The sequence below is a fragment of the Geodermatophilus sp. SYSU D01176 genome (assembly GCF_054050015.1).
Genome location: NZ_JBJGYN010000037.1, coordinates 1 through 21,715, shown reverse-complemented (window position 1 = coordinate 21,715; position 21,715 = coordinate 1). Strand labels below are relative to the sequence as shown.

22 protein-coding genes and 1 tRNA gene are annotated in these 21,715 nt (G+C 75.2%); 8 read left to right on the top strand and 15 right to left on the bottom strand.

Features of this window, described 5'->3' with window-relative positions:
• The first annotated feature begins 9 nt into the window (after nucleotides 1–9).
• Nucleotides 10–2,007 carry a putative bifunctional diguanylate cyclase/phosphodiesterase gene (locus ACI78Z_RS17960; RefSeq protein WP_457037906.1) on the top strand — a complete coding sequence of 666 codons (1,998 nt, stop codon included), beginning with the start codon at nucleotides 10–12 and terminating at the stop codon, nucleotides 2,005–2,007.
• Nucleotides 2,008–2,071: 64 nt separating this feature from the next.
• Here ACI78Z_RS17960 and ACI78Z_RS17955 read toward each other — a convergent pair whose 3' ends face one another.
• Nucleotides 2,072–2,926: a hypothetical protein gene (locus tag ACI78Z_RS17955; RefSeq protein ID WP_457037905.1), complete on the bottom strand. Its 855-nt coding sequence runs from the start codon at nucleotides 2,924–2,926 to the stop codon at nucleotides 2,072–2,074.
• 314 nt (nucleotides 2,927–3,240) lie between these two features.
• The gene (locus tag ACI78Z_RS17950) at nucleotides 3,241–4,116 is read right to left on the bottom strand and encodes a DUF222 domain-containing protein (RefSeq protein ID WP_457037904.1); all 876 of its coding nucleotides are present in this window, start codon (nucleotides 4,114–4,116) and stop codon (nucleotides 3,241–3,243) included.
• Nucleotides 4,117–4,356: 240 nt separating this feature from the next.
• On the opposite strand from ACI78Z_RS17950, the gene ACI78Z_RS17945 reads away from it, so the two are divergent.
• Nucleotides 4,357–5,277 carry a DUF6910 family protein gene (locus tag ACI78Z_RS17945; RefSeq protein WP_457037903.1) on the top strand — a complete coding sequence of 307 codons (921 nt, stop codon included), beginning with the start codon at nucleotides 4,357–4,359 and terminating at the stop codon, nucleotides 5,275–5,277.
• Between the two features lie 6 nt (nucleotides 5,278–5,283).
• On the opposite strand, the gene ACI78Z_RS17940 is transcribed toward ACI78Z_RS17945, so the two are convergent.
• Nucleotides 5,284–5,364, bottom strand: a tRNA-Leu gene (locus ACI78Z_RS17940).
• Between the two features lie 89 nt (nucleotides 5,365–5,453).
• Here ACI78Z_RS17940 and ACI78Z_RS17935 point away from each other — a divergent pair.
• The gene (locus tag ACI78Z_RS17935; RefSeq protein WP_091383068.1) at nucleotides 5,454–5,684 is read left to right on the top strand and encodes a DUF3618 domain-containing protein; all 231 of its coding nucleotides are present in this window, start codon (nucleotides 5,454–5,456) and stop codon (nucleotides 5,682–5,684) included.
• A 1-nt stretch (nucleotide 5,685) separates the two neighbouring features.
• Entirely contained in the window at nucleotides 5,686–6,183 is a 498-nt protein-coding gene (locus tag ACI78Z_RS17930; RefSeq protein ID WP_457037902.1) for a DUF427 domain-containing protein, read from the top strand.
• A gap of 1 nt (nucleotide 6,184) precedes the next feature.
• Here ACI78Z_RS17930 and ACI78Z_RS17925 read toward each other — a convergent pair whose 3' ends face one another.
• A complete protein-coding gene (locus ACI78Z_RS17925) occupies nucleotides 6,185–6,811 on the bottom strand; it encodes a TetR/AcrR family transcriptional regulator (protein ID WP_457037901.1) in 627 nt (208 codons plus the stop codon).
• Nucleotides 6,812–6,948: 137 nt separating this feature from the next.
• Between ACI78Z_RS17925 and ACI78Z_RS17920 the strand changes: the two genes are divergently transcribed.
• Nucleotides 6,949–8,028 carry an EAL domain-containing protein gene (locus ACI78Z_RS17920; protein ID WP_457037900.1) on the top strand — a complete coding sequence of 360 codons (1,080 nt, stop codon included), beginning with the start codon at nucleotides 6,949–6,951 and terminating at the stop codon, nucleotides 8,026–8,028.
• Here ACI78Z_RS17920 and ACI78Z_RS17915 read toward each other — a convergent pair.
• Nucleotides 8,006–8,587 (bottom strand): histidine phosphatase family protein, encoded by a 582-nt coding sequence (locus tag ACI78Z_RS17915; protein WP_457037899.1) that lies wholly within the window; start codon nucleotides 8,585–8,587, stop codon nucleotides 8,006–8,008. The genes ACI78Z_RS17920 and ACI78Z_RS17915 overlap by 23 nt on opposite strands.
• A gap of 117 nt (nucleotides 8,588–8,704) precedes the next feature.
• On the opposite strand from ACI78Z_RS17915, the gene ACI78Z_RS17910 reads away from it, so the two are divergent.
• Complete coding sequence (locus ACI78Z_RS17910) at nucleotides 8,705–9,559, top strand: aldo/keto reductase (protein WP_457037898.1); 855 nt, start codon at nucleotides 8,705–8,707, stop codon at nucleotides 9,557–9,559.
• A gap of 85 nt (nucleotides 9,560–9,644) precedes the next feature.
• Here the strand turns inward: ACI78Z_RS17910 and ACI78Z_RS17905 are convergent, their stop codons facing one another.
• Nucleotides 9,645–10,124 carry an STAS domain-containing protein gene (locus ACI78Z_RS17905; RefSeq protein WP_457037897.1) on the bottom strand — a complete coding sequence of 160 codons (480 nt, stop codon included), beginning with the start codon at nucleotides 10,122–10,124 and terminating at the stop codon, nucleotides 9,645–9,647.
• Between the two features lie 172 nt (nucleotides 10,125–10,296).
• Between ACI78Z_RS17905 and ACI78Z_RS17900 the strand changes: the two genes are divergently transcribed.
• Nucleotides 10,297–11,451, top strand: coding sequence for an acyl-CoA dehydrogenase family protein (locus ACI78Z_RS17900; protein WP_457037896.1), 1,155 nt, complete (start codon nucleotides 10,297–10,299; stop codon nucleotides 11,449–11,451).
• Nucleotides 11,452–11,494: 43 nt separating this feature from the next.
• Here the strand turns inward: ACI78Z_RS17900 and ACI78Z_RS17895 are convergent, their stop codons facing one another.
• From ACI78Z_RS17895 to ACI78Z_RS17870, 6 genes are all read right to left on the bottom strand, one after another.
• Nucleotides 11,495–12,607, bottom strand: coding sequence for an NAD-dependent epimerase/dehydratase family protein (locus ACI78Z_RS17895; protein ID WP_457037895.1), 1,113 nt, complete (start codon nucleotides 12,605–12,607; stop codon nucleotides 11,495–11,497).
• The gene (locus tag ACI78Z_RS17890; protein ID WP_457037894.1) at nucleotides 12,600–13,889 is read right to left on the bottom strand and encodes an MFS transporter; all 1,290 of its coding nucleotides are present in this window, start codon (nucleotides 13,887–13,889) and stop codon (nucleotides 12,600–12,602) included. Before ACI78Z_RS17890 ends, ACI78Z_RS17895 begins: the two co-directional genes overlap by 8 nt.
• On the bottom strand, nucleotides 13,886–14,458 hold the full coding sequence (locus ACI78Z_RS17885) for a helix-turn-helix domain-containing protein (RefSeq protein ID WP_457037893.1): 573 nt from the start codon (nucleotides 14,456–14,458) through the stop codon (nucleotides 13,886–13,888). The genes ACI78Z_RS17890 and ACI78Z_RS17885 overlap by 4 nt, the downstream gene beginning before the upstream one ends.
• A gap of 74 nt (nucleotides 14,459–14,532) precedes the next feature.
• Nucleotides 14,533–15,870 (bottom strand): MFS transporter, encoded by a 1,338-nt coding sequence (locus ACI78Z_RS17880; RefSeq protein WP_457037892.1) that lies wholly within the window; start codon nucleotides 15,868–15,870, stop codon nucleotides 14,533–14,535.
• A gap of 44 nt (nucleotides 15,871–15,914) precedes the next feature.
• The gene (locus ACI78Z_RS17875; protein WP_457037891.1) at nucleotides 15,915–16,100 is read right to left on the bottom strand and encodes a hypothetical protein; all 186 of its coding nucleotides are present in this window, start codon (nucleotides 16,098–16,100) and stop codon (nucleotides 15,915–15,917) included.
• Nucleotides 16,101–16,263: 163 nt separating this feature from the next.
• Nucleotides 16,264–16,800: an Lrp/AsnC family transcriptional regulator gene (locus tag ACI78Z_RS17870; RefSeq protein WP_457037890.1), complete on the bottom strand. Its 537-nt coding sequence runs from the start codon at nucleotides 16,798–16,800 to the stop codon at nucleotides 16,264–16,266.
• A gap of 173 nt (nucleotides 16,801–16,973) precedes the next feature.
• Here ACI78Z_RS17870 and hppD point away from each other — a divergent pair, with 173 nt between their 5' ends.
• Nucleotides 16,974–18,179 carry a 4-hydroxyphenylpyruvate dioxygenase gene (hppD, locus tag ACI78Z_RS17865; protein WP_457037889.1) on the top strand — a complete coding sequence of 402 codons (1,206 nt, stop codon included), beginning with the start codon at nucleotides 16,974–16,976 and terminating at the stop codon, nucleotides 18,177–18,179.
• Nucleotides 18,180–18,300: 121 nt separating this feature from the next.
• Here the strand turns inward: hppD and ACI78Z_RS17860 are convergent, their stop codons facing one another.
• From ACI78Z_RS17860 to fahA, 3 genes are all read right to left on the bottom strand, one after another.
• Nucleotides 18,301–19,005 carry an IclR family transcriptional regulator gene (locus ACI78Z_RS17860; RefSeq protein ID WP_457037888.1) on the bottom strand — a complete coding sequence of 235 codons (705 nt, stop codon included), beginning with the start codon at nucleotides 19,003–19,005 and terminating at the stop codon, nucleotides 18,301–18,303.
• Nucleotides 19,006–19,137: 132 nt separating this feature from the next.
• Nucleotides 19,138–20,586, bottom strand: coding sequence for an aldehyde dehydrogenase family protein (locus ACI78Z_RS17855; RefSeq protein ID WP_457037887.1), 1,449 nt, complete (start codon nucleotides 20,584–20,586; stop codon nucleotides 19,138–19,140).
• Nucleotides 20,587–20,644: 58 nt separating this feature from the next.
• On the bottom strand, nucleotides 20,645–21,562 hold the full coding sequence (gene fahA / locus ACI78Z_RS17850; protein ID WP_457037939.1) for a fumarylacetoacetase: 918 nt from the start codon (nucleotides 21,560–21,562) through the stop codon (nucleotides 20,645–20,647).
• Nucleotides 21,563–21,715: the final 153 nt, after the last annotated feature.

Here is a 21,715-nt window from a genome sequence, read left to right as displayed (position 1 = left end):
CGAGGGACGATGCACCACAGCCGCTGGCTCCTCGAGCCCAGCTCACTCCCCGGGCCGACGGCCCGCCCGCGGCGGGCCGCTCCCCTCCGGCTGTCCAGCCACGCCGCGACCGCCGGGCTGGTCGCCGTCCTGCTGGTGCTCACCGCCTTCTCGGTGACCGCTGCGGTGGCCAACGCCCGGGCCTCGGCGCACGTCGAGGAGAGCGTCGCGGTCTCGGAGTGGTCACAGACGGCCGAGCGCTCGCTGAGGATGCAGGAGGAGCTGGTCGACCGGCTCGCGGTCACGCCGGACGCCGAGCTGCGCGCCCACTACGACCAGACCAGCGCGGCCACCCGCAGGGCCATCGAGGCGATGGGCTCCGTCGCCGCCGACGGCCACGACGACCCGGTCGAGGAGTGGCTGCGGCTGCACGCCCGGTACGAGTACGCGGTCGGCATGCTCCTGGCCACCACCGTGGGGAACCGCGGCTTCGCCGAGGAGTTCGAGGACGTCTACCTCGACCCCCACTTCGACCTGCTCCGGAACCGGATCCAGGCGGAGGCGGAGCTGCACTGGACCGCGGCGGACGAGTCGCTGGAGTCCATGCGGGACGTCCAGCAGCTGCTGCTGGTGACCACGCCGGTGCTGTTCGGTGTCGGTCTGGCGCTGGTCGGCTGGTTCACCCTGGTCCTCACCTGCAGCCGGCGGGAGACCGTCGCCCAGGCCGAGCGCAACCGGCAGCAGGCGCTGCACGACGCGCTGACCGGGCTGCCCAACCGCACCCTGCTGCGCCAGCGCGCGGAGGAGGCCCTGGCCGGTGCCGACGCCGGCACGGTGGGGTTGGTGCTCATCGACCTGGACCGGTTCAAGGAGATCAACGACACCCTCGGCCACGCCTACGGCGACGGCGTCCTGCAGGCGGTCGCCGACCGGCTGCGTGCCGCGGTCCGGAGCAGCGACACGGTGGCCCGGCTCGGTGGCGACGAGTTCGCCGTCCTGCTGCCCAGCGTCGCCGACGAGGAGGCCGCCCAGCTGCTGGCGGTCCGGGCGCTGGCCGCGATGGAGGCGCCCATCGAGGTCGAGGGCGTCTCCCTGGACGTGGACGCGAGCATCGGCATCGCGCTGTCCGGCGCGCACGGGGACGGCATCGAGGCGTTGCTGCAGAACGCCGACATCGCGATGTACTCCGCCAAGGAGCGCGGCCTGGGCGTCTGCGTGTACGACGCCTCGCTCAACGACCTCAGCCCCGAGCGGCTGGGCCTGCTCGGTCAGCTGCGCCGGGCGATCGACAACGGCGAGCTGGTGCTGCACTACCAGCCGAAGATCGCGCTGCCCGGCGGGCGCGTGTGCGGCGTCGAGGCGCTGGTGCGCTGGGAGCACCCGCAGCGGGGCCTGATCCTGCCCGGGGAGTTCATCCCCCTCGCCGAGCGCACCCCGCTGATCCGGCCGCTGACCCGCTACGTCGTCGACGCGGCCCTGGAGCAGTGCGCCCGCTGGCGGGAGGCCGGCCGGGACGTCGCCGTCGCGGTCAACGTCTCGGCCCGCAACCTCCTCGACGAGCACTCCGTCGAGGAGGTCCAGGAGCTGCTGGCGCGGTGGCGGGTACCGGCGTCCTGTCTGGAGCTGGAGGTCACCGAGAGCGGGATCATGGCCGATCCGGACCGGGCGCGGCGGATCCTCTCCCGGCTGGCCCGGTGCGGGGTCACGCTCTCCATCGACGACTTCGGCGCGGGCTACACCTCGCTCGCCCAGCTCAAGGACCTGCCGGTCCACCAGCTGAAGATCGACCGCTCCTTCGTCGCCCCGATGGCGACCGACCCGAGCAACGCGCTCATCGTGCGGTCGGTGGTCGAGCTCGGGCACAACCTCGGGCTGACCACCGTGGCGGAGGGCGTCGAGGACGAGGCGACACACGACAGCCTGAACGCGATGGGCTGTGACGTGGCTCAGGGCTTCTACGTGTGCCACCCGATGGCGGCCGGGCAGTTGGAGACCTGGTTCGACGCGAGGGTCGCCGTCCGGGCCTGACGCCCAGAACGCCCGCGGCCCCGGTGGGTCACCGGGGCCGCGGGCGCTCTGCAGGTGCGAGAGGTCAGGGGGTGGGTTCGGCCTCGGCCGCGGGCGACGTGTCGTCCTGCGCGGAGTCCTCGGAGGACTCGTCCGAGGACTCCGTCGGGTCGCTCTCGGTGGTCGGCTCTGCCTCGGAGGTCCGCGTCGGCGTCGCCGGCTCCTCGCTGTCCGACCCTTCCTCCTCGTCCGACGTCGACTCGTCCTCGTCGGAGCCGGTCCCGGTGGCCGGGGCGCTGGTCTCGGTGGCCGGCGCAGTCGAGGTGGGGGACGACGGGGACGAGGGGTCGTCCTCCTGCTCCTCGGTGGAGGAGGACGACGAGGCGTTGGTGATCGCGCCGATCGTCGTCGTGGTGGAGGTCTCCGTGTCGCCGACGAGGGCCGACACCGGGCGCTGCCCGATCAGCTCGATCCCGGTCACGATGCCCATGGCCACCGCGAAGACGGCGGCGGCGTAGACGGCCACCCTCGTCCAGCGCGGCTTGGCGCGTCGGGCCGGTGCACGGCGGGGGTCCAGGTGCGCGGGCAGCACCTGGGTCGCCGCGGCAGCCGGGGCCGCGGGTGCCACCCGGGTGTCATCGACCGCCGACTGGCGTCCGGTGAGCTGTCCGCGGGCCCGCCGCAGCTTGTCGTTCGTCTTCTGCAGCGAGCTGCTGTAGAGGGCGGCGCTGACGGTGCTGATCACGCTGGCCAGCGCGGCTCCGATCAGCGTGCCGGCAAGGCCGAAGAAGGAGGCCACCACGGCCGAGGACACCGCGGCCAGGGCACCGGCGGCCACCTGTGTGGCGCTCAGTTGGACGCCCTGTGGCTTGTCCTTGTCCTTGTCCTTGTCCTCGATCAGTTCGGTTCGGTCGGTCGTCTCGGGGCGCGGGGAGGTCATGAGCTCCGACGGGGTCGATGACGTGCAGGGGAAGGGGCGGCCGTGGTCGGGCAGCACTGCGCGACGGGCCTTACCTGCCAGGCTACGGGCTCCCATCGCTCGGCGTCCGGGCTTCATCACGCTCAGCGAGCCGTTGAACTGCACAGATGCGGCCCTGTGACTCCGCCCTCGTGACATTGGTCACGTGCCCCTCGGCTCGGTCCTCGAAGGGTGGTGGGTCGTCGCGGGGTCGGGTGCCGGTGGTGGCCGGTCGGGTGGTCGGGTGCGGACGCGGGGCCCGGTCAGCTGCGGGTCCGGTGGCCGGCTGGTGCGGGTCACCCCGCTGGGTGCCCGCACGCCCCCGGCGGCACCGGCACCTCGAGGTGCGCGGTCACCGGATCGGGCACCCGCCACGGGCGCAGCACCAGATCGGCCAGGACGCCCGAGCGGAGCATGCCGAGCGGCCGGTCGTCCCCGGCCTTCCTGGCCCGCCGGGCGAGCTCGTCGATGGTCGCCTGGCAGGCCGCGGCCAGCTCGTCGGGCAGGCCGGCGACCAGCTCGCTGACCCCGTCGCCGACCGGGCGGCGGCGCACGGTCACCGCCCGGTGCGCCCGGTCCCGGCGCCGGTCGGCGGCCGCGGCGTCGCGGGCGGTCAGCTCCGCCCGCAGCCGCGCCTTGAGCCGGCGGATCGACAGGTCCGCGGCCTGCGGCAGCACCACCGCCTCGACCGCGGCGAGCACCGCCGGGTCGGTGCCGCGCACCTGCCAGCCGAGCTCCTCGGCGAGGGTGCGGGCCCGCGGCCAGTCCAGCGCCCCGGCCGCCAGCGCGGCCAGGGTGGCGGGCAGCGCCCGGGTGAGGGTGAGCGCGTGCTCGGTCAGTGTGGTCGTCGACGCCCGGGAGCCGTGCAGCGTCAAGGCGAGTTCGTCGGGGAAGAACTCGCTCACCCCCTCTCGCGCCGAGTCATCCCCGGCATCCGCCGCCGCTCCGGGCTCACCGGGCTGCCGGTCGGCCGACGCCGGCCGGTCGGCGGCGAATGCGGCGACCAGCTCCAGCTCGTAGGCGGCTAGCTCGGCCCTGGCCCGCTGCACCCGCTGCAGCTCGGCGGCCTTCTCCTCCGGCGTGCGCGCCCAGACCGGCAGCAGCTCACCCAGCGGCGGGGACCCCGTCACCGGCGGCCCGAACTCCGGCGGCCACGGCGCCAGGTCGGCCACCGTCCAGGCCGACGCCGTACCCGCTCCCGAACACGCCCCCACGCTAGAGCGGGGCTCTGACACTTCTCGGCTACTGACCAGCGGAGACGTGCGTCATCGCGAGGGTCACGGGGCATCGCCGGCGACGTGCCCGGACGCGTCGCGCCTGGTGCCACGACCGCACCCGTGTCCGTGGCGCAAAGGACCCGGGGAGGGGCGGCAACCCGGGCGCGCGGCTGTGGGCGGAGGCACAGTGGCGGTGTGCTGATCTCGGTGGGCGGCGTCCGGACCCTGCGCTTCGACGACGGGACCCCCGTCACCGCCGCCTCCGCGGTCGCTCCGCTGGGCGACGGTTGGCTGGTCGCCCAGGACGACGCGACCCATGCTGGGTGGTGGCGGGACGGCTCGCTGTCCCCGCTCCGGGTGCTGCCGCCGGTCGAGGGTCTCGACCGGTTCAGCGAGGCGGCGGGTACGAAGCGTCTCAAGCCCGACCTCGAGGTGGCCTGCCCCGCAGAGGTCGACGGGGAACCGGCGGTCCTGCTGCTCGGCTCGGGGTCGACGGCCCGCCGCACGCGGGGCGTGCTGGTGCGCCTGGACGACGGCCGCCCCGTGGCGCAGGCCGGCGAGCTCGCCCCGCTCTACACCCACGTGGACCGGTGCCTCGGGCTCGGCGACGACCAGCTCAACCTGGAGGGCGCCAGCCGGCACGGCGGCACGGTGCGCTGGTTCAACCGCGGCAACCTGGCCGCCGGGGTCCGGCCGGGCAGTGTCGACGTCCCGCTGGCGGGCCTGGTCGACGCAGTCCTCGGCCGGACGGGTCCCGCCTCGGTGCCGGTCGAGCGGCCGCGGGTCTACGACCTGGGCGAGGTGGCGGGCGTGGGGCTGGCGGTCACCGACGCGATCGCCCTGCCCGACGGCCGGCTGCTGCTCAGTGCCGCCGCCGAGGACACCCACAACGCCGTCGACGACGGTCCCGTGGTGGCGGCCGCGCTGGTGCTGGTCGAGGGCGACACCGTGCTGGACGTCGCGGCGGTCCCGCTGCTGGACGGCCGCGTGACCAAGGTCGAGGGGCTGGCCCTGCGCGCGGCCAAGGGCGACGAGGTGCACCTGCTGGCTGTGGTGGACGACGACGACCCCGCCCGGCCGTCCGCGGCGCTGGAGCTGCACGTCGAGCTGGGGTGAGGTCCGTGCGGGAGGGGGGAGTCGAACCCCCACGCCCGAAGGCACCAGATCCTAAGTCTGGCGTGGCTGCCGTTACACCACTCCCGCGTGGACCCCGAGCATAGGGAGCCGCCCGTGCGGGTGGCGTCCGGCCGACGGACGCGCCGCCCCGGGCGCGGTCTGGCAGGCTGTCGCCCGTGCCTCGCGACCCTCGACAGATCCAGCTGGAGATCGACGCCGCCCGTGAGTCGCTCGCGGCGACCCTGGACCAGCTGGTCTACCGGAGCAGCCCGCAGCGCCTGAAGTCGAAGGGGCAGGCCGCCGTCCAGCAGTTCCTGCAGACGCCGGCGGGGATGGCGGCGGTCGGCGCGGTCGGCCTGCTGATGACCCTCGTGCTGGTCCAGAAGGTCCGGCACCGCAACGACTGACGTGCGCCGCCCGCGCCCCGACCCGGTCGGTCCGGGGCAGGAGTCGGTCTGGGACTACCCCCGCCCGCCCTCGGCCGAGGTGACCGGGCGGGGGGTCGTCGTCGAGCTCGGCGGCCGCGTCGTGGCGAGCACCGGCCACGCCGTGCGCGTGTGCGAGACCAGCCACCCGCCGGTCTACTACGTGCCCCGCGAGGACGTCGCCGACGGCGTCCTGCAGCGCGCGCAGGGCAGTTCGTGGTGCGAGTGGAAGGGCGCGGCCACGTACTGGGACGCCGTCGTCGACGGGCGGCGCTTCCCGGCCGTGGCCTGGTCGTACGAGGACCCGGTGGACCGCTACGCGCACCTGCGCGGAGCGGTCGCCTTCTACCCGAGCCGGGTGGACCGTGCGCTCGTCGACGGCGAGGTCGTGCGCGCGCAGGCCGGTGACTTCTACGGGGGCTGGATCACCGACGAGGTGGTCGGCCCGTTCAAGGGGGAGCCGGGGACGCTCGGCTGGTGAGTCAGCCGGCGGCCGGCCGGACCGCGCGCAGCAGCGGCCGGACGACGGTCTCGAAGGCCTCGTCGACGTAGGCGGAGTCCAGGGGCGCACCGGTGAGCAGCCAGCGCTGGACGATCAGCGCGGTCACGGCCTCCGCCGTGGCCGAGCGGTCCAGGCCGGGGCGGAGCTCACCCCGCGCCTCGGCGCGCGCCCACATCTGGGCGAAGGCGTTGCGCCACACCCGGAGTGGGCCGTTGTGGAAGGCCTCGACCAGCGCGGGCTGGTACTGCATCGCGGGCAGCAGCGACCGGACGGCCGCGCCCGCCGGGCTCTGCACGGTCTGGACGACGAGGTCCATGAACGCCCGGACGTCGCCCTCGAGCGAGCCGGTGTCCGGTGGGCTCGCGACGGCCCGGTTGATGTCGGAGATGGTGTCGACCACGAGGTCGTGCTTGGTGCGCCAGCGGCGGTAGATGGTCGCCTTGCCGACGCCGGCCTCCGCGGCCACCGCGTCCATGGTCAGTGCGCCGTATCCGACCTCGGCCAGGAGCCGCAGAATGGCGGCCCGGATGACGCCGTCCCGGCTCGGGTCCCGGGGGCGTCCGCCGCGCGATGCGCGCACCGGCTCGGTCTCTTGCGCAACGATCATGTGCTGACCTTAGACATTCAAGTCAGCGGCGACGACAGTTCCGGGGCTAGATGTCGCCGCATTTAGTGCCGTTGCACTAGCATCACCGACCCGCGCGCCTCTCGGGTCCCATGTCGCGCCTCGGTCATCCTCGTGCGGTGGCGAGCACCGACGGACGACTCCGGCGCCGGGAGTACTGGCACCTCCCCGCACGCGCCACCCGGGTCCTCCTGGCCACGTCGGACGCGCACCTGCTCGCCGAGGTGACGCGGACCGCCCGGGCCCTGGGGCTGGTGGTGTCGGCGTCGCCGGACCTGCTCGACCTCGACGACGAGGACGGCGGCCGCAGCATCGACCGGCTCTTCCACCGGCTGGCCCGCGCGCTGACGACGGCGGAGGCCGAGGACCTGCGGGTGGCCACCGACCCGCCGGACGGCGGACCGACCCTGGCCGCGCGGCTGCTCACCGCGCCCACGCTGGCCGTCGAGCTGGCCCGCCGCGGGGTCACCGCCGAGATCGGCCTGCTGGCAGAGGCGGAGCTGTGGTCGGTGTACCAGCCGATCGTCCGGCTCGACGACCGCGCCGTCGTCGCGCAGGAGGCGCTGCTGCGCGGCACCGTCGACGGCCGGGAGGTCGGCGGCGAAGACCTCTTCTTCGTGGCGGAGTCCGCCGGCTGGCTGCCGCGGCTGGACCGCATCGGGCGCGAGTCGGCGATCCTCGGCGCGGCGCCCTGGCTCGGGGACGCCGACCTGTTCGTCAACTCCGACCCCGCGTCGGTGCACCGGCCGGAGGTGAGCCTGGCCAGCACCGAGCAGGCGCTGGCCGACTCCGGCATCGACCCGTCGCGGCTGGTCGTCGAGGTCGGCGAGGTCTCCGCCGTCCGGGACCGCGGGCACCTGTTCTCGGTGCTCGAGCACCACCGCTCGCTGGGCTGGCGGGTCGCGCTGGACGGCGTCGCGGCGGGCTGGTCGAGCCGCGCGCTGATGACCGCCGTCCGCCCGGACGTGGTCAAGCTCGGCCGGGCGCTCGTGCAGGCGCTGCCCGACGACGGCGCGCGCACCATGGTCCGGTCGGTCGTGGAGCTCGCGCACACCCTCGGCGCGCAGGTCGTGGCCGAGGGCGTGGAGACCGAGCGGATCGCCGACGAGGTCACCCGGCTGGGCGCCGACCTCGGTCAGGGCTGGCTGTTCGGCCGTCCCGCCGCCCCGCCCCCCGTCAGTGCAGCCCCCAGCCGGTGAGCACCGGCCGGGCGTGCTCGTGTCCGAGGACGCCGTAGGAGCCGGCCGGCAGCGCGAGCAGGCGGCCGGCCGCGGGGTCCAGACCCAGCCAGCGGGCGGTGAGGATGCGCAGCACGTGCCCGTGGGCGATGAGCATGACGTCGCCGTCGGCCAGCAGCGGCCGGGCGCGGTCGAGCACCCGGTCGACCCGCACGCCGACGTCCTGCAGCGTCTCGCCGGGCGTCTCCCCAGGGATGGTGCCGTCGACCCAGATCGACCAGGTGCGGCCCATCTCCTCGCTGATCGCCGCCGTCGTCCGCCCCTCGTAGCCGCCGTAGTCCAGTTCCACGAGGTCCTCGTCGGTGGCGGTGGGGGTCAGCCCGGCCAGCTCCGCGGTCCGTCGCGCCCGCAGCCGGGGGCTGACCCACACGGCCGCGAAGGAGCGGTCCCCGAACTCGCCCCGCAGCCGCCGGGCCTGCTCCTCGCCCTCCGGGAGCAGCGGCAGGTCGGTGACGCTGGTGTGCTGGCCGCTCAGGCTCCACTCGGTCTGCCCGTGCCGCAGCACGACGATCTCGCCCATGGGCCCTCCTCGGTGTGTCGGCCGTCACATCCTGGAAGAGCAACGCCCGCTGCGGGTGCTGCCGCGCTCTGACGACCCCGTGGCACCCGGCCGCGGGCCGACCCCTGCGGAGGCTCCATGACCACGGTCGCGCCCAGTGACACCTTCTCGATCGGCGGGGACCTGCCCGTCCACCGCCTCGGCTACGGCGCCATGCAGCTGCCCGGCCCCGGCGTGTGGGGGGAGCCGGCCGACCCCGAGAACGCCCGCCGCGTCGTCCGCGCCGCCGTCGAGCAGGGCGTGGACTTCATCGACACCGCGGACTCCTACGGCCCGGTGGTCAGCGAGCGGATCATCGCCGAGGCGCTGCACCCCTACCCGGAGGGCCTGGTCATCGCGACCAAGGCCGGTCTGACCCGGCAGGGCCCCGGCATCTGGACGCCGGTCGGCCGCCCGGCCTACCTGAAGCAGCAGGTGGAGCTCTCGCTGCGCACGCTGAAGCTGGAGCGCATCGACCTCATCCAGCTGCACCGCATCGACGCCGAGGTGCCGCTGGCCGACCAGCTCGGTGCCTTCGAGGAGCTGCAGGAGGAGGGCAAGGTCCGCCACATCGGCGTCTCCGAGGTCTCGGTGGCCGAGCTCGAGCAGGCCCGCGAGATCGTCGAGATCGTCAGCGTCCAGAACCTCTACAACCTGACCAACCGGCAGTCGCAGGACGTCCTCGACCACGCGACCGAGCACGGCATCGCCTTCATCCCGTGGTTCCCCATCGCGACCGGGGACCTGGCCGCGCCGGACAGCCCGGTCGCCGACATCGCCCGGGAGCTGGACGCCACGCCGTCCCAGGTGGCCCTCGCCTGGCTCCTGCAGACGTCGCCCGTGGTGCTCCCCATCCCCGGCACCAAGTCCGTCGAGCACCTGACCGAGAACCTCGGCGCGGCCCGGCTCCGCCTCTCCGACGAGGACATGGCCCGCCTGGACGCCCTGGCCTGAGAGGCCTCCCTTCGAGTGCCCTTCCCGGCCGCCTCCCGGGTCCCACCCCGAGCCTGTGAGGGGTGGGTAGGAGGCGGTCCTCCTCTCAGCGCCAGCGGCGCAGCGACCCCGGCCGCGGCCGGCGCCGGGCCGGACGCTCCTCGGCGCGCCGCGCGGGCCGCCCCTGGTGCGGCAGACCCGCGCGGCGCGTCGGGAACGGCGTCCGAGGCGTGGGCAGGGGGACGGCGGGACGCGGGTCGCCGTCGTCCACCAGACCGTCGAGCTCCAGCCGCCCGTCCAGCCCGACCGAGCGGACGAGGCGGCGGGTGGCGGCGGGAGCGCCCACGATGCGGCAGTGCCGGCCGGCCGGGACCAGCGCGTCGGTGAACCCCGCCAGCACCTGCAGGCCCGAGGCGTCGCGGAACCGGGCCCCGGCGACGTCCACGACGACCGCGCCCCGCCCGGAGACGGCGGCCTCCTCCAGGGCGCTGGTGAGCCGCGGGACGGCCGGGGCGTCGACGTCGCCGGTGAGCCGGACGACGACCTGGTCGGGAGCGGGGACGACGGCGGTCTGCAGGTGCGGCACGGGTACTCCGGCAGGTGGTGCTGCACCGCCGGCGGTTTCGGCGGCCGTTCCCGACGGTAGTGCCGCCTCCCCGTGCCGACAACCCACGGTGCCCGAGCGACTGCGCAGCGCGCTGACCTGTCGCCGCGAACCCGAGGTGACCGCGAGAGGGAGCGGGCGGCACCATGGCGGCGTGGACGCCGAGGACTTCCGCCAGGTCAGGGACGCCGTCCGGCAGCTCGTGCGGGAGATCGTCGTCCCGCTCGAGGAACGGATCGAGGACGAGGACCGCATCCCCGACGACCTGCGCGAGCGCGCGGCCGCGATGGGGCTGTTCGGCTACGCGCTGCCCGAGGAGTTCGGCGGCCTCGGCGTCACGATGGCCGAGGACGTCGAGCTGGCCTTCGAGTTCGGCTACACCACCCCGGCGTTCCGGTCGCTGTTCGGCACCAACAACGGCATCGCCGGCCAGGTGATCGCGAGGTTCGGGAGCGAGGAGCAGAAGAAGACGTACCTGCCGCGGCTGGCCTCGGGCGAGCTGATCGGCTCGTTCGCGCTGACCGAGGCCGAGGCCGGTTCGGACCCGGCCGGGCTGCGCACCTCCGCCCGCCGGGACGGCGACGGCTGGGTGCTGGCCGGCGTCAAGCGCTACATCACCAACGCGCCGATCGCCGACCTGTTCGTCGTCTTCGCCCGCAGCGACCCGCAGGAGAAGGGCGGCCGCGGCATCTCCAGCTTCGTGGTCGACACGCGGACGCCCGGGGTCACCGTCGGCCCGAAGGACCGCAAGATGGGCCAGGCCGGCGCCTGGACGGCGGAACTCGTCCTCGACGACGCCCGGGTGCCCGCCGAGGCGCTGATCGGCGAGGAGGGGCGCGGCTACTCGACGGCGCTGACCGTGCTGTCCCGCGGCCGGCTGCACATCGCCGCGCTGTGCGTCGGGATGGCCCAGCGGGTGCTCGACGAGTCGGTGGCCTACGCCGCGACCGCCAAGCAGGGCGGCGCCCCGATCGGCCGCTTCCAGCTGGTGCAGGCCCAGATCGCCGACACGCACGCCGAACTGCTGGCCGGCCGGGCGATGGTGCGCGACCTGGCCGCCCGCTACGACTCCGGCGAGGACACCTCCATCGGGCCGTCGTCGGCGAAGCTGTTCTGCACCGAGATGGTCGGCCGGGCCGTCGACCGTGCGGTGCAGGTGCACGGCGGCCTCGGTTACCTGCGGACGACGCCGGTCGAGCGCTTCTACCGTGACGCCCGGCTGTACCGGCTCTACGAGGGCACCAGCGAGGTGCAGCGGGTGATCATCGGCGGCGGGCTGCTCCGCGACGCCGGCATGCCACGAACCTGAGGGAGGCCCCCGCCCCGACCGCGGCCCGGGACGGGGTCCTCCTTCAGTCGGTCCGCGGGACGTTGGCCGGGTCGCCGGCGGGATCGCGCTCGGGGCCGCCCTCCGGCTGGAGCAGCGGGCCCGGTGCGCCCTCGCCGCGGCCCAGGGCGGCGACGAACTCCCGCAGCACGTCGTCGCCGCTGTGGGCCGGCGTCCAGTCCAGCAGCCGGCGGGCGCGGGAGCTGTCCAGCGCCGGCGCCTGCAGGCCGAGGTCGAGCCAGCCGGGCTCGGTCGGCACCAGGTGGGCGTGGAAGGCGGCCGACAGCGCCGTCCGCAGCACGAAGGCGGGGACCGGCACCCGCACCGTGCCCAGGGCGCGGGCGAGGGAGTCGGCGTCGAACGTCGGCCCGGCGGCGAGGTTGAACGGCCCGGGTGCGCGGCGGTCCAGCATCGCCACGAGGGCGTCGGCGACGTCGTCGGCGTGGACGACCTGCACCCTCAGCGACGGCAGGGGCAGCGGCAGCAGCCTGGCCACGGAGCCGGGCACCAGGCGGGCGGCGCCGAACAGCAGCGGGCCGAGGAAGTAGCGGCCGATCTCGCTGCTGGCCTCCGGCTGGAGCACCAGCGTGGGGCGCACGACGGTGAGCGTCGTCCCCTCCCGGGAGCCCAGCAGCTCCCGGACGACCAGCTCGGCCTGCGACTTGTCCCGGCTGTACTGCGAGCTGGGGATGCCGGTGGTGGGCCAGTCCTCGGTCACCTCCCGGTCACCCCCGCCGGCGGCGTAGGCGCCGAGCGAGGACAGGTGCACGAAGTGCGCCACCCCGGCCGCCGCCGCGGCCCGCGCGAGCCGGCGGGTGCCGTCGACGTTGACCCGGTGCAGCTGCTCGGGCTGGCGTCCCGGCTGCAGTGCCCAGGTCAGGTGGACGACGGCGTCGACCCCGTCGAGGAACCGGGTGAGCTCGTGGTCGCTGCGGGTCTCACCGAGGTCTGCCAGGTGCCACCGCACCCCGTCGTAGGGGGCGATCGACGGCGGCTGCCGCCGGGCCAGCCCCCGCACCTCGGCCACCCCGCTGCCCGGGGCGGTGAGCCGGCGCAGCAGCGCCGTCCCCAGGTTGCCGCTGGCGCCGGTGACGGCGACCTTCAGGCCCTGCAGGCGGTCGCGGGTCAGTTCAGCCATGCCTGGCCGCTACCCCCGGTGGGGCCGGTGTACCCGGCCGGCCCGGGCGCAGCCCGGAGGAGACCACGGCGACCAGGAGGGCCGCGCCGGCGGCGGCGAGCAGGGCGGCGGGCGTGCCGGCCGCCTCCGCCAGTCGCGGCAACGCCAGGCTGCCGAGCAGCCCGCCGAGCATCAGGGCCAGCGACGTCGCCGAGACCGTGGTCGAGCGTTGCGCCGACGTCGTCTGCCCGTGCAGCACCTGCGTGCGCAGCGGCCAGGCGGCGCCGTTGCAGAGGTGGTAGGACGCGTAGGCCACCGCAGCGACCGCGACGCCCGGCGCCAGGGCGAACGCCGCGACCGCGACCGCGCACAGCGCGCCGGACACCGCGCTGGCCCGGGCGACCGAGCCGCGTGCCGCCCGCCGCGCCGCAGGGGCGAGCAGGGAGCCCGCGGCCGCCGCCCCGAAGGACGCGGCCATGACGACGCCGAAGACCGCCGAGCCCTCGGCGAGGCCCCCGGCCAGGTCGGCGACGTGCAGGGGGCCGAGCAGCTCCAGGGCCGTCAGCACGGCGCCGGTGAGGAAGGAGATCGTCAGCAGCAGGCGCAGCACCCGGTCACGTCCCACCAGCCGGAGGGTGTCGCGGACGACGGCCGGCACCTCCCGGACGCCGGTGAGCAGCGCCCGGCCGCCGGACACGGTGGCGGTCCGCAGCGGGACGACCAGCCAGAGGACGGCGGCCACCGAGACGCCGGTGAGCGCCGCGGCGAGCAGCAGCGGGAGCGCCAGCGCGGCGCTGCCCGAGCCGTCGGTCACGAGCGGGAGCAGGCCGCCGAGCGCGGCGCCGAGGGCCAGGCCGAGCCCGTCGGCCGCGCCGGCCCGGGCGAGCCCGGGGGTGACGTCGGCGTCCGGGTCGTGGGCGTGCACCGCGTCGACGTACCAGGACTCCAGGGGCCCGGAGTCGAGCGCCCGGCCGGCGCCCAGCACGGCCCAGGCGAGCGCGAACAGCCCGACGCCGTCGGCGACGGTCATCAGCAGCAGCGAGGCAGTGCCGAGCAGCCCGGACAGCACCAGCACCGGCCGGTGCCCGACGGCGTCGGCCAGGCCACCGGTCGGCAGCTCGAGCAGCAGGGTGACCGCGCCGTAGACCGCCACGGTGACGCCGATGTCGGCGGGGGAGAGGCCGCGGGAGGTGGCCAGCAGGACGGTGACCGGAGCGGCGATGCCGATGGGCAGCCAGCGCAGCGCGGTCAGGCCGACGTACCGGCGCTGGGCCTGCCGGGGGGTGAGCGGGGCGCGGGTCACGCCGGGTGCCGGGGGAGCCGGAAGACGTCGACGAGCACGCTCACCAGGGGTTGCGCCGGGTCCTCGCGGTCGGCGCGCCACCGCTGCAGCACCGCGTCGAGCTCCTCGGTCAGCTCGCGGGCCGCGGTGGGGGACAGGTGCAGCGCCCAGTCGTTGAGCGACGTCGCATCCCGCCACTCCGGGTCGAGGTGCTCCCGCTGCTCGGCGTGCGCGGCCAGCAGCCGGCGCTGGGTGGACAGCGACAGGTGGGTGAACTCCTCGACCACCTCGCGCCCGCCGGGCTGTTCGACGACGTCGTCGGTCTGCCACCGGGTGCTGCGGTGCCGCGCCCGCCACCAGCGCTCGCGGGCGGTGCCCTCCCCGGGGACCTCCTCGACGAAGCCGAGCGCCGCCAGCCGGCGGAGGTGGTAGCTCGTGCTGCCGCTGCTCTCGCCGAGCCGCTGGCCCAGCTTCGAGGCCGTCGACGGGCCCTCGCTGCGGAGCAGGCCGAGCAGGGCGTTGCGCAGCGGATGGGCCAGCGCGCGCAGGACCCGGGGGTCGTGGACGTCGATCGTCGGCTGGTCGGGCACGCCGCCACCGTGCAGAGATCTCTTTGCAAAGACTTCTCTGCACGGTGGCGGGGAGGGTGCAGCGGCGGGCCGCGTCAGTGGACGGGGGCCTCCAGGGACTCGCCGCGGCGCTCGGGCAGCAGGACGGCCGCGAGCGCGGCCAGCACGAAGAACGCGGCGAAGGTGGCGAAGACCAGGCCGTTGCCGCCGGCGGCCAGCAGCGGCGGCACGCACAGCGGAGCGGCGATCGAGGCGATCCGGCCGAACCCGGCGGCCGCACCGGCGCCGGTGGCGCGCAGCGCGGTGGGGTAGACCTCCGGCGTCACGGCGTAGACCGCGCCCCACGCGCCGAGGTTGAAGAACGACAGCACCATGCCGGTGACCAGCACGGCGGTGTCGCCGTCGGCCTGCGCGAAGAGCCCGGCGCCGGCCGCGGAGCCGAGCAGGAACACCACCAGCGTCGGACGGCGGCCCCACCACTCGATGAGCAGCGCCGCGGCGGCGTAGCCGGGCAGCTGGGCCAGCGTGATCAGCAGCGTGAAGCCGAAGGAGCGCACCAGTGAGAACCCGGAGGCGACCAGCAGCGTGGGCAGCCAGATGAAGGCGCCGTAGTAGGCGAAGTTGATGCCGAACCACACCGTCCACAGGGCCGCCGTCCGCCGGCGGGAGCCCGCGGCCCACAGCGCGCCCGGCCCCGGCACGGGTACCGGCCGGGCGGGGGCCGACGGCACCGGGACGACCCCGGCGGCCGACTCGAACCGGGTCACCGCCGCCTCGGCCTCGTCGGTCCGGCCCCGCAGCTCGAGGAAGCGCACCGACTCCGGCAGCCCGCGGCGCACCACCACGGCGTACAGCGCGGGGACGGCGCCCAGCGCCAGCGCCCACCGCCAGCCGTCGTCGCTGCCCGGGACGACGAGGTAGCCGATCAGCGCGGCCAGCAGCCAGCCGACCGCCCAGAACGCCTCCAGCGCCACGACCACGCGGCCGCGCACCCGGGCCGGCGCGAACTCGCTCACCAGCGTGGAGGCGACCGGCAGCTCGGCACCCAGGCCCAGCCCGATGAGGAACCGGAACACCAGCAGCGAGGCCACCGACCAGGCCAGTGCGGCGGCTCCGGTGGCCACGCCGAACACCAGCAGGGTGAGCGCGAAGACCTGCCGCCGGCCGATGCGGTCGGCCAGCAGCCCGCCGAGCGTGGCGCCCAGGGCCATCCCGACGAAGCCGATCGAGCCGATCCAGGACAGCTCGGTCGGGGTCAGCGACCACTGGACGGCCAGGGCGGCCATGACGAAGGAGATGAGGCCGACGTCCATGGCGTCCAGCGCCCAGCCCAGGCCGGAACCCACCACGAGCCGGCCGTGCTCGCGGGTGAACGGGAGCCGGTCCAGCCGCTGCGCACGGGTCGCCGAGGTGGTGGTCGCGTCGGTGCTCACGGGCGGGCGCCGTACCCCGCCCCGACGGGGGTCACGCGGTGGGGTCAGCCGTCCCCGTCGTCGTCGCCGCCCTCGACCTCTTCCTCGACCTCGTTGCCGGCGTCCTCGACCTCCTGCTCGACGCCGTCGTCCACGGTGTCGGAGCCGCACGCGGCAGTGGTGAACGAGGTCGCGGCGATCACGATGCCGGCGGCGGCCAGGCGCCAGCGGCGGGTGCGGGTGGTCGTCACGGGGTGCTCCCGGGGGTCGTCTGCGGTCGGGTCCCGGGTGTGCCCGCGGGAGGCCCACTCCATGCGGAACGGCGGGCCACGGTCGCCGTCGTCACCGCGCAGTTCCTCGTGACCGACGGCGTCACGAGGGGGCCGGCGCACCCGGGCCTGGTGCTCCGTCGGGTCAGGCGCCGGCCGGGGAGCTCCGGTCCCCCTTCGGCCGCATGCCCGACCGGCCCGCGCCCGGGGCGGCCGCGGACTCGAGCAGGGGACGGGTGCGCCAGGGGACCAGCTCGGAGAGCGCCACCACGCTCGTCGAGCGCATCACCGCCGGGGACCGGTTGAGGTCGACCAGGACCTGCTGCAGGGCCTCGTGGGAGCGGGCGGCCACCCGGCACAGCACGTCACCGCTGCCGGTCGTGGCGTGGGCCTCCAGGACGCCGGGGATGGCCTCCAGGTCGTGCCGGATCTCGTCGATCGCGCCCTGGGCGATCTCCAGGGTCACGAAGGCCTGCACCCCGAAGCCGGCCGCGCGGACGTCGACGTCGGGCCCGTAGCCGGTGATGACCCCGGCGTCCTCCAGGCGTTGCAGGCGTGCCGTCACCGTGCCCCGGGCCACCCCGGTGACCCGGGACAGCTCGAGGACGCCCGCGCGCGGGTGGTCCTCCAGCGCGGCCAGCAGGGCCACGTCGAGGGCGTCGAGGCCCCGCTCGCCGGTCATCCGCACGCCCTCCCGCTCCGGCGTCGTCGACTGTGCAGTCCGCCCAGCCTAGGACCCGATCGGCTGGACCGGATGGGCAGCTGGACCACGTGCTGCGGGGCCCGTTGCGCAGTCGGGGCCTGTGGGTGTGTGGTGCAGGCGACAGCGACGGACGACCGCGGGAGGAGTCGGACATGAGCCTCGAGCAGACCCTGAACGACGACGAGCGCCTCGCGCAGCTGGACCTCGACCAGCTGCGGCAGCTCGTCGGGCTGGTGGAGTACGACGCCTCGGGGGATCCGTTCCCCGTCTCCGGCTGGGACGCGCTGGTGTGGATCGTCGGGAACGCCACCCAGGCGGCGCACCACTACCAGTCGGCCTTCGGCATGGAGCTGATCGCCTACTCCGGCCCGGAGACCGGCAACCGCGACCACCTGGCCTACGTGCTGCGGTCGGGCGCGGCCCGCTTCGTCCTCACCGGCGCCTGTGATCCGGCCAGCCCGCTGGCCGACCACCACCGCCGGCACGGCGACGGCATCGTCGACATCGCGCTGTCGGTCCCGGACGTCGACCGGTGCATCGCGCACGCGCGGGCGCAGGGCGCGACGGTCCTCGAGGAGCCGCACGACCTCGCCGACGAGCACGGCACCGTCCGGCTGGCCGCGATCGCCACCTACGGCGACACCCGCCACACCCTGGTCGACCGATCCCGGTACACCGGGCCGTACCTGCCCGGCTACGTGTCCCGGACGTCGTCCCACGAGCCACGGCCCGGCCGGCCCAGGCGGCTGTTCCAGGCCATCGACCACGTCGTCGGCAACGTCGAGCTCGGCGCCATGGACCGGTGGGTGGACTTCTACAACCGGGTCATGGGCTTCACCAACATGGCCGAGTTCATCGGCGACGACATCGCCACCGACTACTCGGCCCTGATGAGCAAGGTCGTCGCCAACGGCAACCACCGGGTCAAGTTCCCGCTGAACGAGCCGGCGATCGGCAGGAAGAAGTCGCAGATCGACGAGTACCTGGAGTTCTACGGCGGTCCGGGTGCCCAGCACGTCGCGCTGGCCACGAACGACATCCTCACGACGGTCGACGCGCTGCGCGCGGAGGGCATCGAGTTCCTCGGCACCCCGGACTCCTACTACGAGGACCCGGAACTGCGGGCCCGCATCGGCACCGTCCGCGTGCCGATCGTGGAGCTCCAGCGCCGCGGCATCCTCGTCGACCGGGACGAGGACGGCTACCTGCTGCAGATCTTCACCCGGCCGATCGGCGACCGGCCCACGGTGTTCTTCGAGCTGATCGAACGCCACGGCTCGCTCGGCTTCGGGAAGGGCAACTTCAAGGCGCTGTTCGAGGCGATCGAGCGCGAGCAGGCCCGGCGCGGCAACGCCTGACCCTGAGGCGGGCCTCCTGCGGGGTCCCGCCGCATGGTGGAGTTCGTCGGGCGGCTGCCGTGACGGCGGTTTCCGCGGAAACCGCCGAGCCCGGGAGCGGCGGGGGCAGGGGGGTCCCTCCTCAGCGGAGGGCGGCGCCCACCTGCTGGGCCGACCGGACGACGGCCCGGCCGATCCGGTCGGTGTCCGCGCCCTCGTCGACGAAGACCACGGCCAGGGCGGCGCGGGCGCCCCCGTCGGGGCCGAGCACCGGAGCGGCGATCGACCGGACGCCGGGGATGACCTCGCCGTGCGAGCTGGCCCACCCCACCCGGCGGGCCTCCTGGAGCGCCGCGCGGTCGTCGGGCGAGGCCGCCTCGGGCATGAGGAGGGCGAGGCCGGGTGCGCCCCGGCCCACCGGGTGCCGGATGCCCGGCCGGTACACGACGTGCGCCGGGGAGTCGTGGGGTTCCACGCTGGAGACGGTCACCGCCTCGTCCCCGGCCCGGACCACCAGGAACGCCGTCATCCGCAGCTCCGCGACCAGGGCGTCGAGCCGGGGCAGCGCGGCCGACTGGAGATCGGTGCGCACACCGCGGGCGAGGCCGAGCAGGCCGAGGCCGAGCCGGTAGTGCCCGGCGGTGTCCCGCTCGACGAGCTGGTGGTCCTCCAGGGTGCGCAGCAGGCGGTAGGTGATCGACCGGTGGAGCCCCAGTGCCTGGCCGATCTCCGCGATCGGCTGGGATCGGCCCACGGCGGCCAGGTGCTCGAGGATCCGCAGGCCCCGGTCCAGCGTCTGCGACTGGGGCGTGCTCCCGCCCTGCCCCCCGTCGTTGCCCTCGGTCATCGCCGTCCCTCCCGTGGCCTCGTGCCGGCCAGCGTACGGTCGCCGTCCCCGGTGCCCCGGCCGGCGTGGGCGACGTGCAGGCGGCACCGCCCCGGCGCCTCGACGGGGCCGGGACGGTGCCCCTCCGGGTGGTCAGCCGTTGATCACCTGGGGCACGGCCACGGCCTTCAGTCCCTCGACGCCGAACTCCAGCCCGTACCCGGACTTCTTGACCCCGCCGAACGGGATCATCGGGTGCACCCCGCCGTGCGAGTTGATCCAGACGGTGCCGGCCTCGAGCCGGGCGGCCACGGCGCGCGCCGCCGCCCGGTCGCTGCTCCAGACCGAGGCGCCCAGGCCGACGTCGAGCCGGTTGGCCATCGCCACGGCCTGGTCGACGTCGTCGTAGCGGACGATCGGCAGGGCGGGGCCGAACTGCTCCTCGGCCACCAGCGGGTTGTCGTCGTCCACGTCGGCCACGAGCGTGGCCGGGTAGAAGAAGCCCGGGGCGTCGGCATCGGGGTCGCCGCCGACCAGGATCGTCGCGCCGGCGTCGCGCGCGGCGTCGACCAGCCGAGCGACGATCTCGTACTGCGCGCGGTTCTGCAGCGGGCCGAGCACGTTCTGCTCGTCCAGGCCGCGGCCCATGGGCATGGCGCGCGCGACGTCGGCGAGGGCCGCGCAGACCTCGTCGTACACGTCGGTGTGCACGTACAGGCGCTTGAGCGCCGCGCAGGTCTGGCCGGTGTTGATGAAGGCGCCCCAGAAGAGGCCCTCCGCGATCGCCCGCGGGTCGACGTCGGGCAGGACGATCCCGGCGTCGTTGCCGCCGAGCTCGAGGGTCAGCCGCTTCACGGTGTCGGCGGAGCTGCGGATGATCGCCTGGCCCGTCGCGGTGGAGCCGGTGAACATCAGCTTGGCCACGCCCGCGTGGCCGGACAGCCGCGCGCCCACGTCGCCCTCCCCGGCCACGGCGGTCAGCACGTCGGCGGGCAGCACGCCGTTGAGCACCTCGACCAGCGCCAGCACGCTCAGCGGGGTGTACTCCGAGGGCTTGACCACCACGGTGTTGCCCATGCGCAGGGCCGGGGCGACCTGCCAGATCGTGATCATCATCGGCCAGTTCCACGGGCCGATGGCGCCCACGACGCCCACGGGCCGGTAGTGCAGCTCGGCGCGGGTGTCGCCGTCGTCGAACACGGGGCCGCCCGGGAGCTCGGTGGCGGCGGTTGCGCGCAGCCAGGCGGCGCAGGCGCCGACCTCGAAGCGGGCGTTGGGGCCGTTGAGCGGCTTGCCCTGCTCCCGGGAGAGCAGCTCGGCGAGCGGCTCGGCCGCCGCCTCGACCGCCTCGGCGGCGCGCAGCAGCAGGTCGATGCGCTCGGCGTCGGTGCGGGCGGCCCAGGCCGGCTGCGCGGCGCGGGCGGCCGCCACGGCGCGGTCCAGGTCCTCGGGGGTCCCGAAGGCGACGCGGCCGACGACCTCGCCCGTCGCCGGGTCGAGCACCTCGCGGCCGTCGGGGGCGGTGACGCCCGCCAGCAGGCTCTCGTACGTGGGCGTCTCCGGCGTGGTGGTCACGGGCTCGGTCACGGTGGGCGTGGTCATCGCGGTCCTTCGGTGAGGGGGACGGGGGAGTGCGGAACTGCAGTGCGGGAGGGCGCGCTCACGGGGCCGGCTCGATCCGGCCGGTGACCTCGCCGAGGACGATCCGGCCGCCGTGCGCGCCCGGCGCGGTCGCGGTGATCGTGACGACGTCGCCGTCCTCGAGGAACGTGCGCGTCGACCCGTCCGGCAGCGTCAGCGGCTCCTGGCCGCCCCAGGAGAGCTCGATGAACGAGCCGCGCTGGTCCTTGGCGGGGCCGGAGACGGTGCCGGAGGCGAACAGGTCGCCGGTACGGAGGCTGGCCCCGTTGACGGTCATGTGCGCCAGCTGCTGCGCCGGCGTCCAGTACATGAGGCCGAACGGCGGGCAGCTGACGAGCTCGCCGTTGAGGCGCACCTCGAGGGCGAGGTCGAGACCCCACGGCTGGCCGGTGTCGTCCAGGTAGGGCAGCAGCGGCACGTCGCGCTCCGGGGCGACGCGGGCGGCCTCCAGCGCGGCCAGCGGCACGACCCACGGCGACACCGAGGTGAGGAAGGACTTGCCGAGGAAGGGGCCCAGCGGCACGTACTCCCAGGCCTGCAGGTCCCGGGCGGACCAGTCGTTGACCAGGCACACGCCGAAGACGTGCTCCGGGAACGCGGCGAGCGGCACGCGGGTGCCCAGGTCGGAGCCCACCCCGACGACGAAGCCGACCTCGGCCTCGATGTCCAGCCGCTGCGAGGGGCCGAAGGTCGGGGCGTCGTCCGTCGGTGCCTTGCGCTGGCCGCTCGGGCGGACCACCGGCGTCCCGGAGACTTGCACCGTGCCCGCGCGGCCGTGGTAGCCGATCGGCAGGTGCTTCCAGTTCGGCGTCAGCGGCTCGGAGTCCGGGCGGAACATCCGGCCGAGGTTCTCCGCGTGGTGCCGTGAGCTGTAGAAGTCCACGTAGTCGGCGACCTCGACCGGCAGGTGCAGCGTCACCTCCGAGCGCGGGACCAGGTGCGGCTCGACGGCGCCCCGGTGGGCCGCCTCGGTGAACCAGGCGGTGTGGGGGGGGGGGCGGGCCGCCCCCCCCCCCGGCCCCCCGGCCCCCTACCCCAAGATACTGCCGGGGGCGTGCCGCTCGAGCCCCCAGAACCCCGCCCCGTCCAC

Coding starts and splice junctions, on each gene's coding strand:
- ACI78Z_RS17915 (WP_457037899.1), bottom strand. CDS start 8,587: ATGGGCGAGATCGTCGTGCTGCGGCACGGGCAGACCGAGTGGAGCCTG.
- ACI78Z_RS17960 (WP_457037906.1), top strand. CDS start 10: ATGCACCACAGCCGCTGGCTCCTCGAGCCCAGCTCACTCCCCGGGCCG.
- ACI78Z_RS17910 (WP_457037898.1), top strand. CDS start 8,705: ATGACCACGGTCGCGCCCAGTGACACCTTCTCGATCGGCGGGGACCTG.
- ACI78Z_RS17955 (WP_457037905.1), bottom strand. CDS start 2,926: ATGACCTCCCCGCGCCCCGAGACGACCGACCGAACCGAACTGATCGAG.
- ACI78Z_RS17855 (WP_457037887.1), bottom strand. CDS start 20,586: ATGACCACGCCCACCGTGACCGAGCCCGTGACCACCACGCCGGAGACG.
- ACI78Z_RS17925 (WP_457037901.1), bottom strand. CDS start 6,811: ATGATCGTTGCGCAAGAGACCGAGCCGGTGCGCGCATCGCGCGGCGGA.
- ACI78Z_RS17860 (WP_457037888.1), bottom strand. CDS start 19,005: ATGACCGAGGGCAACGACGGGGGGCAGGGCGGGAGCACGCCCCAGTCG.
- hppD (WP_457037889.1), top strand. CDS start 16,974: ATGAGCCTCGAGCAGACCCTGAACGACGACGAGCGCCTCGCGCAGCTG.
- ACI78Z_RS17870 (WP_457037890.1), bottom strand. CDS start 16,800: ATGACCGGCGAGCGGGGCCTCGACGCCCTCGACGTGGCCCTGCTGGCC.
- ACI78Z_RS17895 (WP_457037895.1), bottom strand. CDS start 12,607: ATGGCTGAACTGACCCGCGACCGCCTGCAGGGCCTGAAGGTCGCCGTC.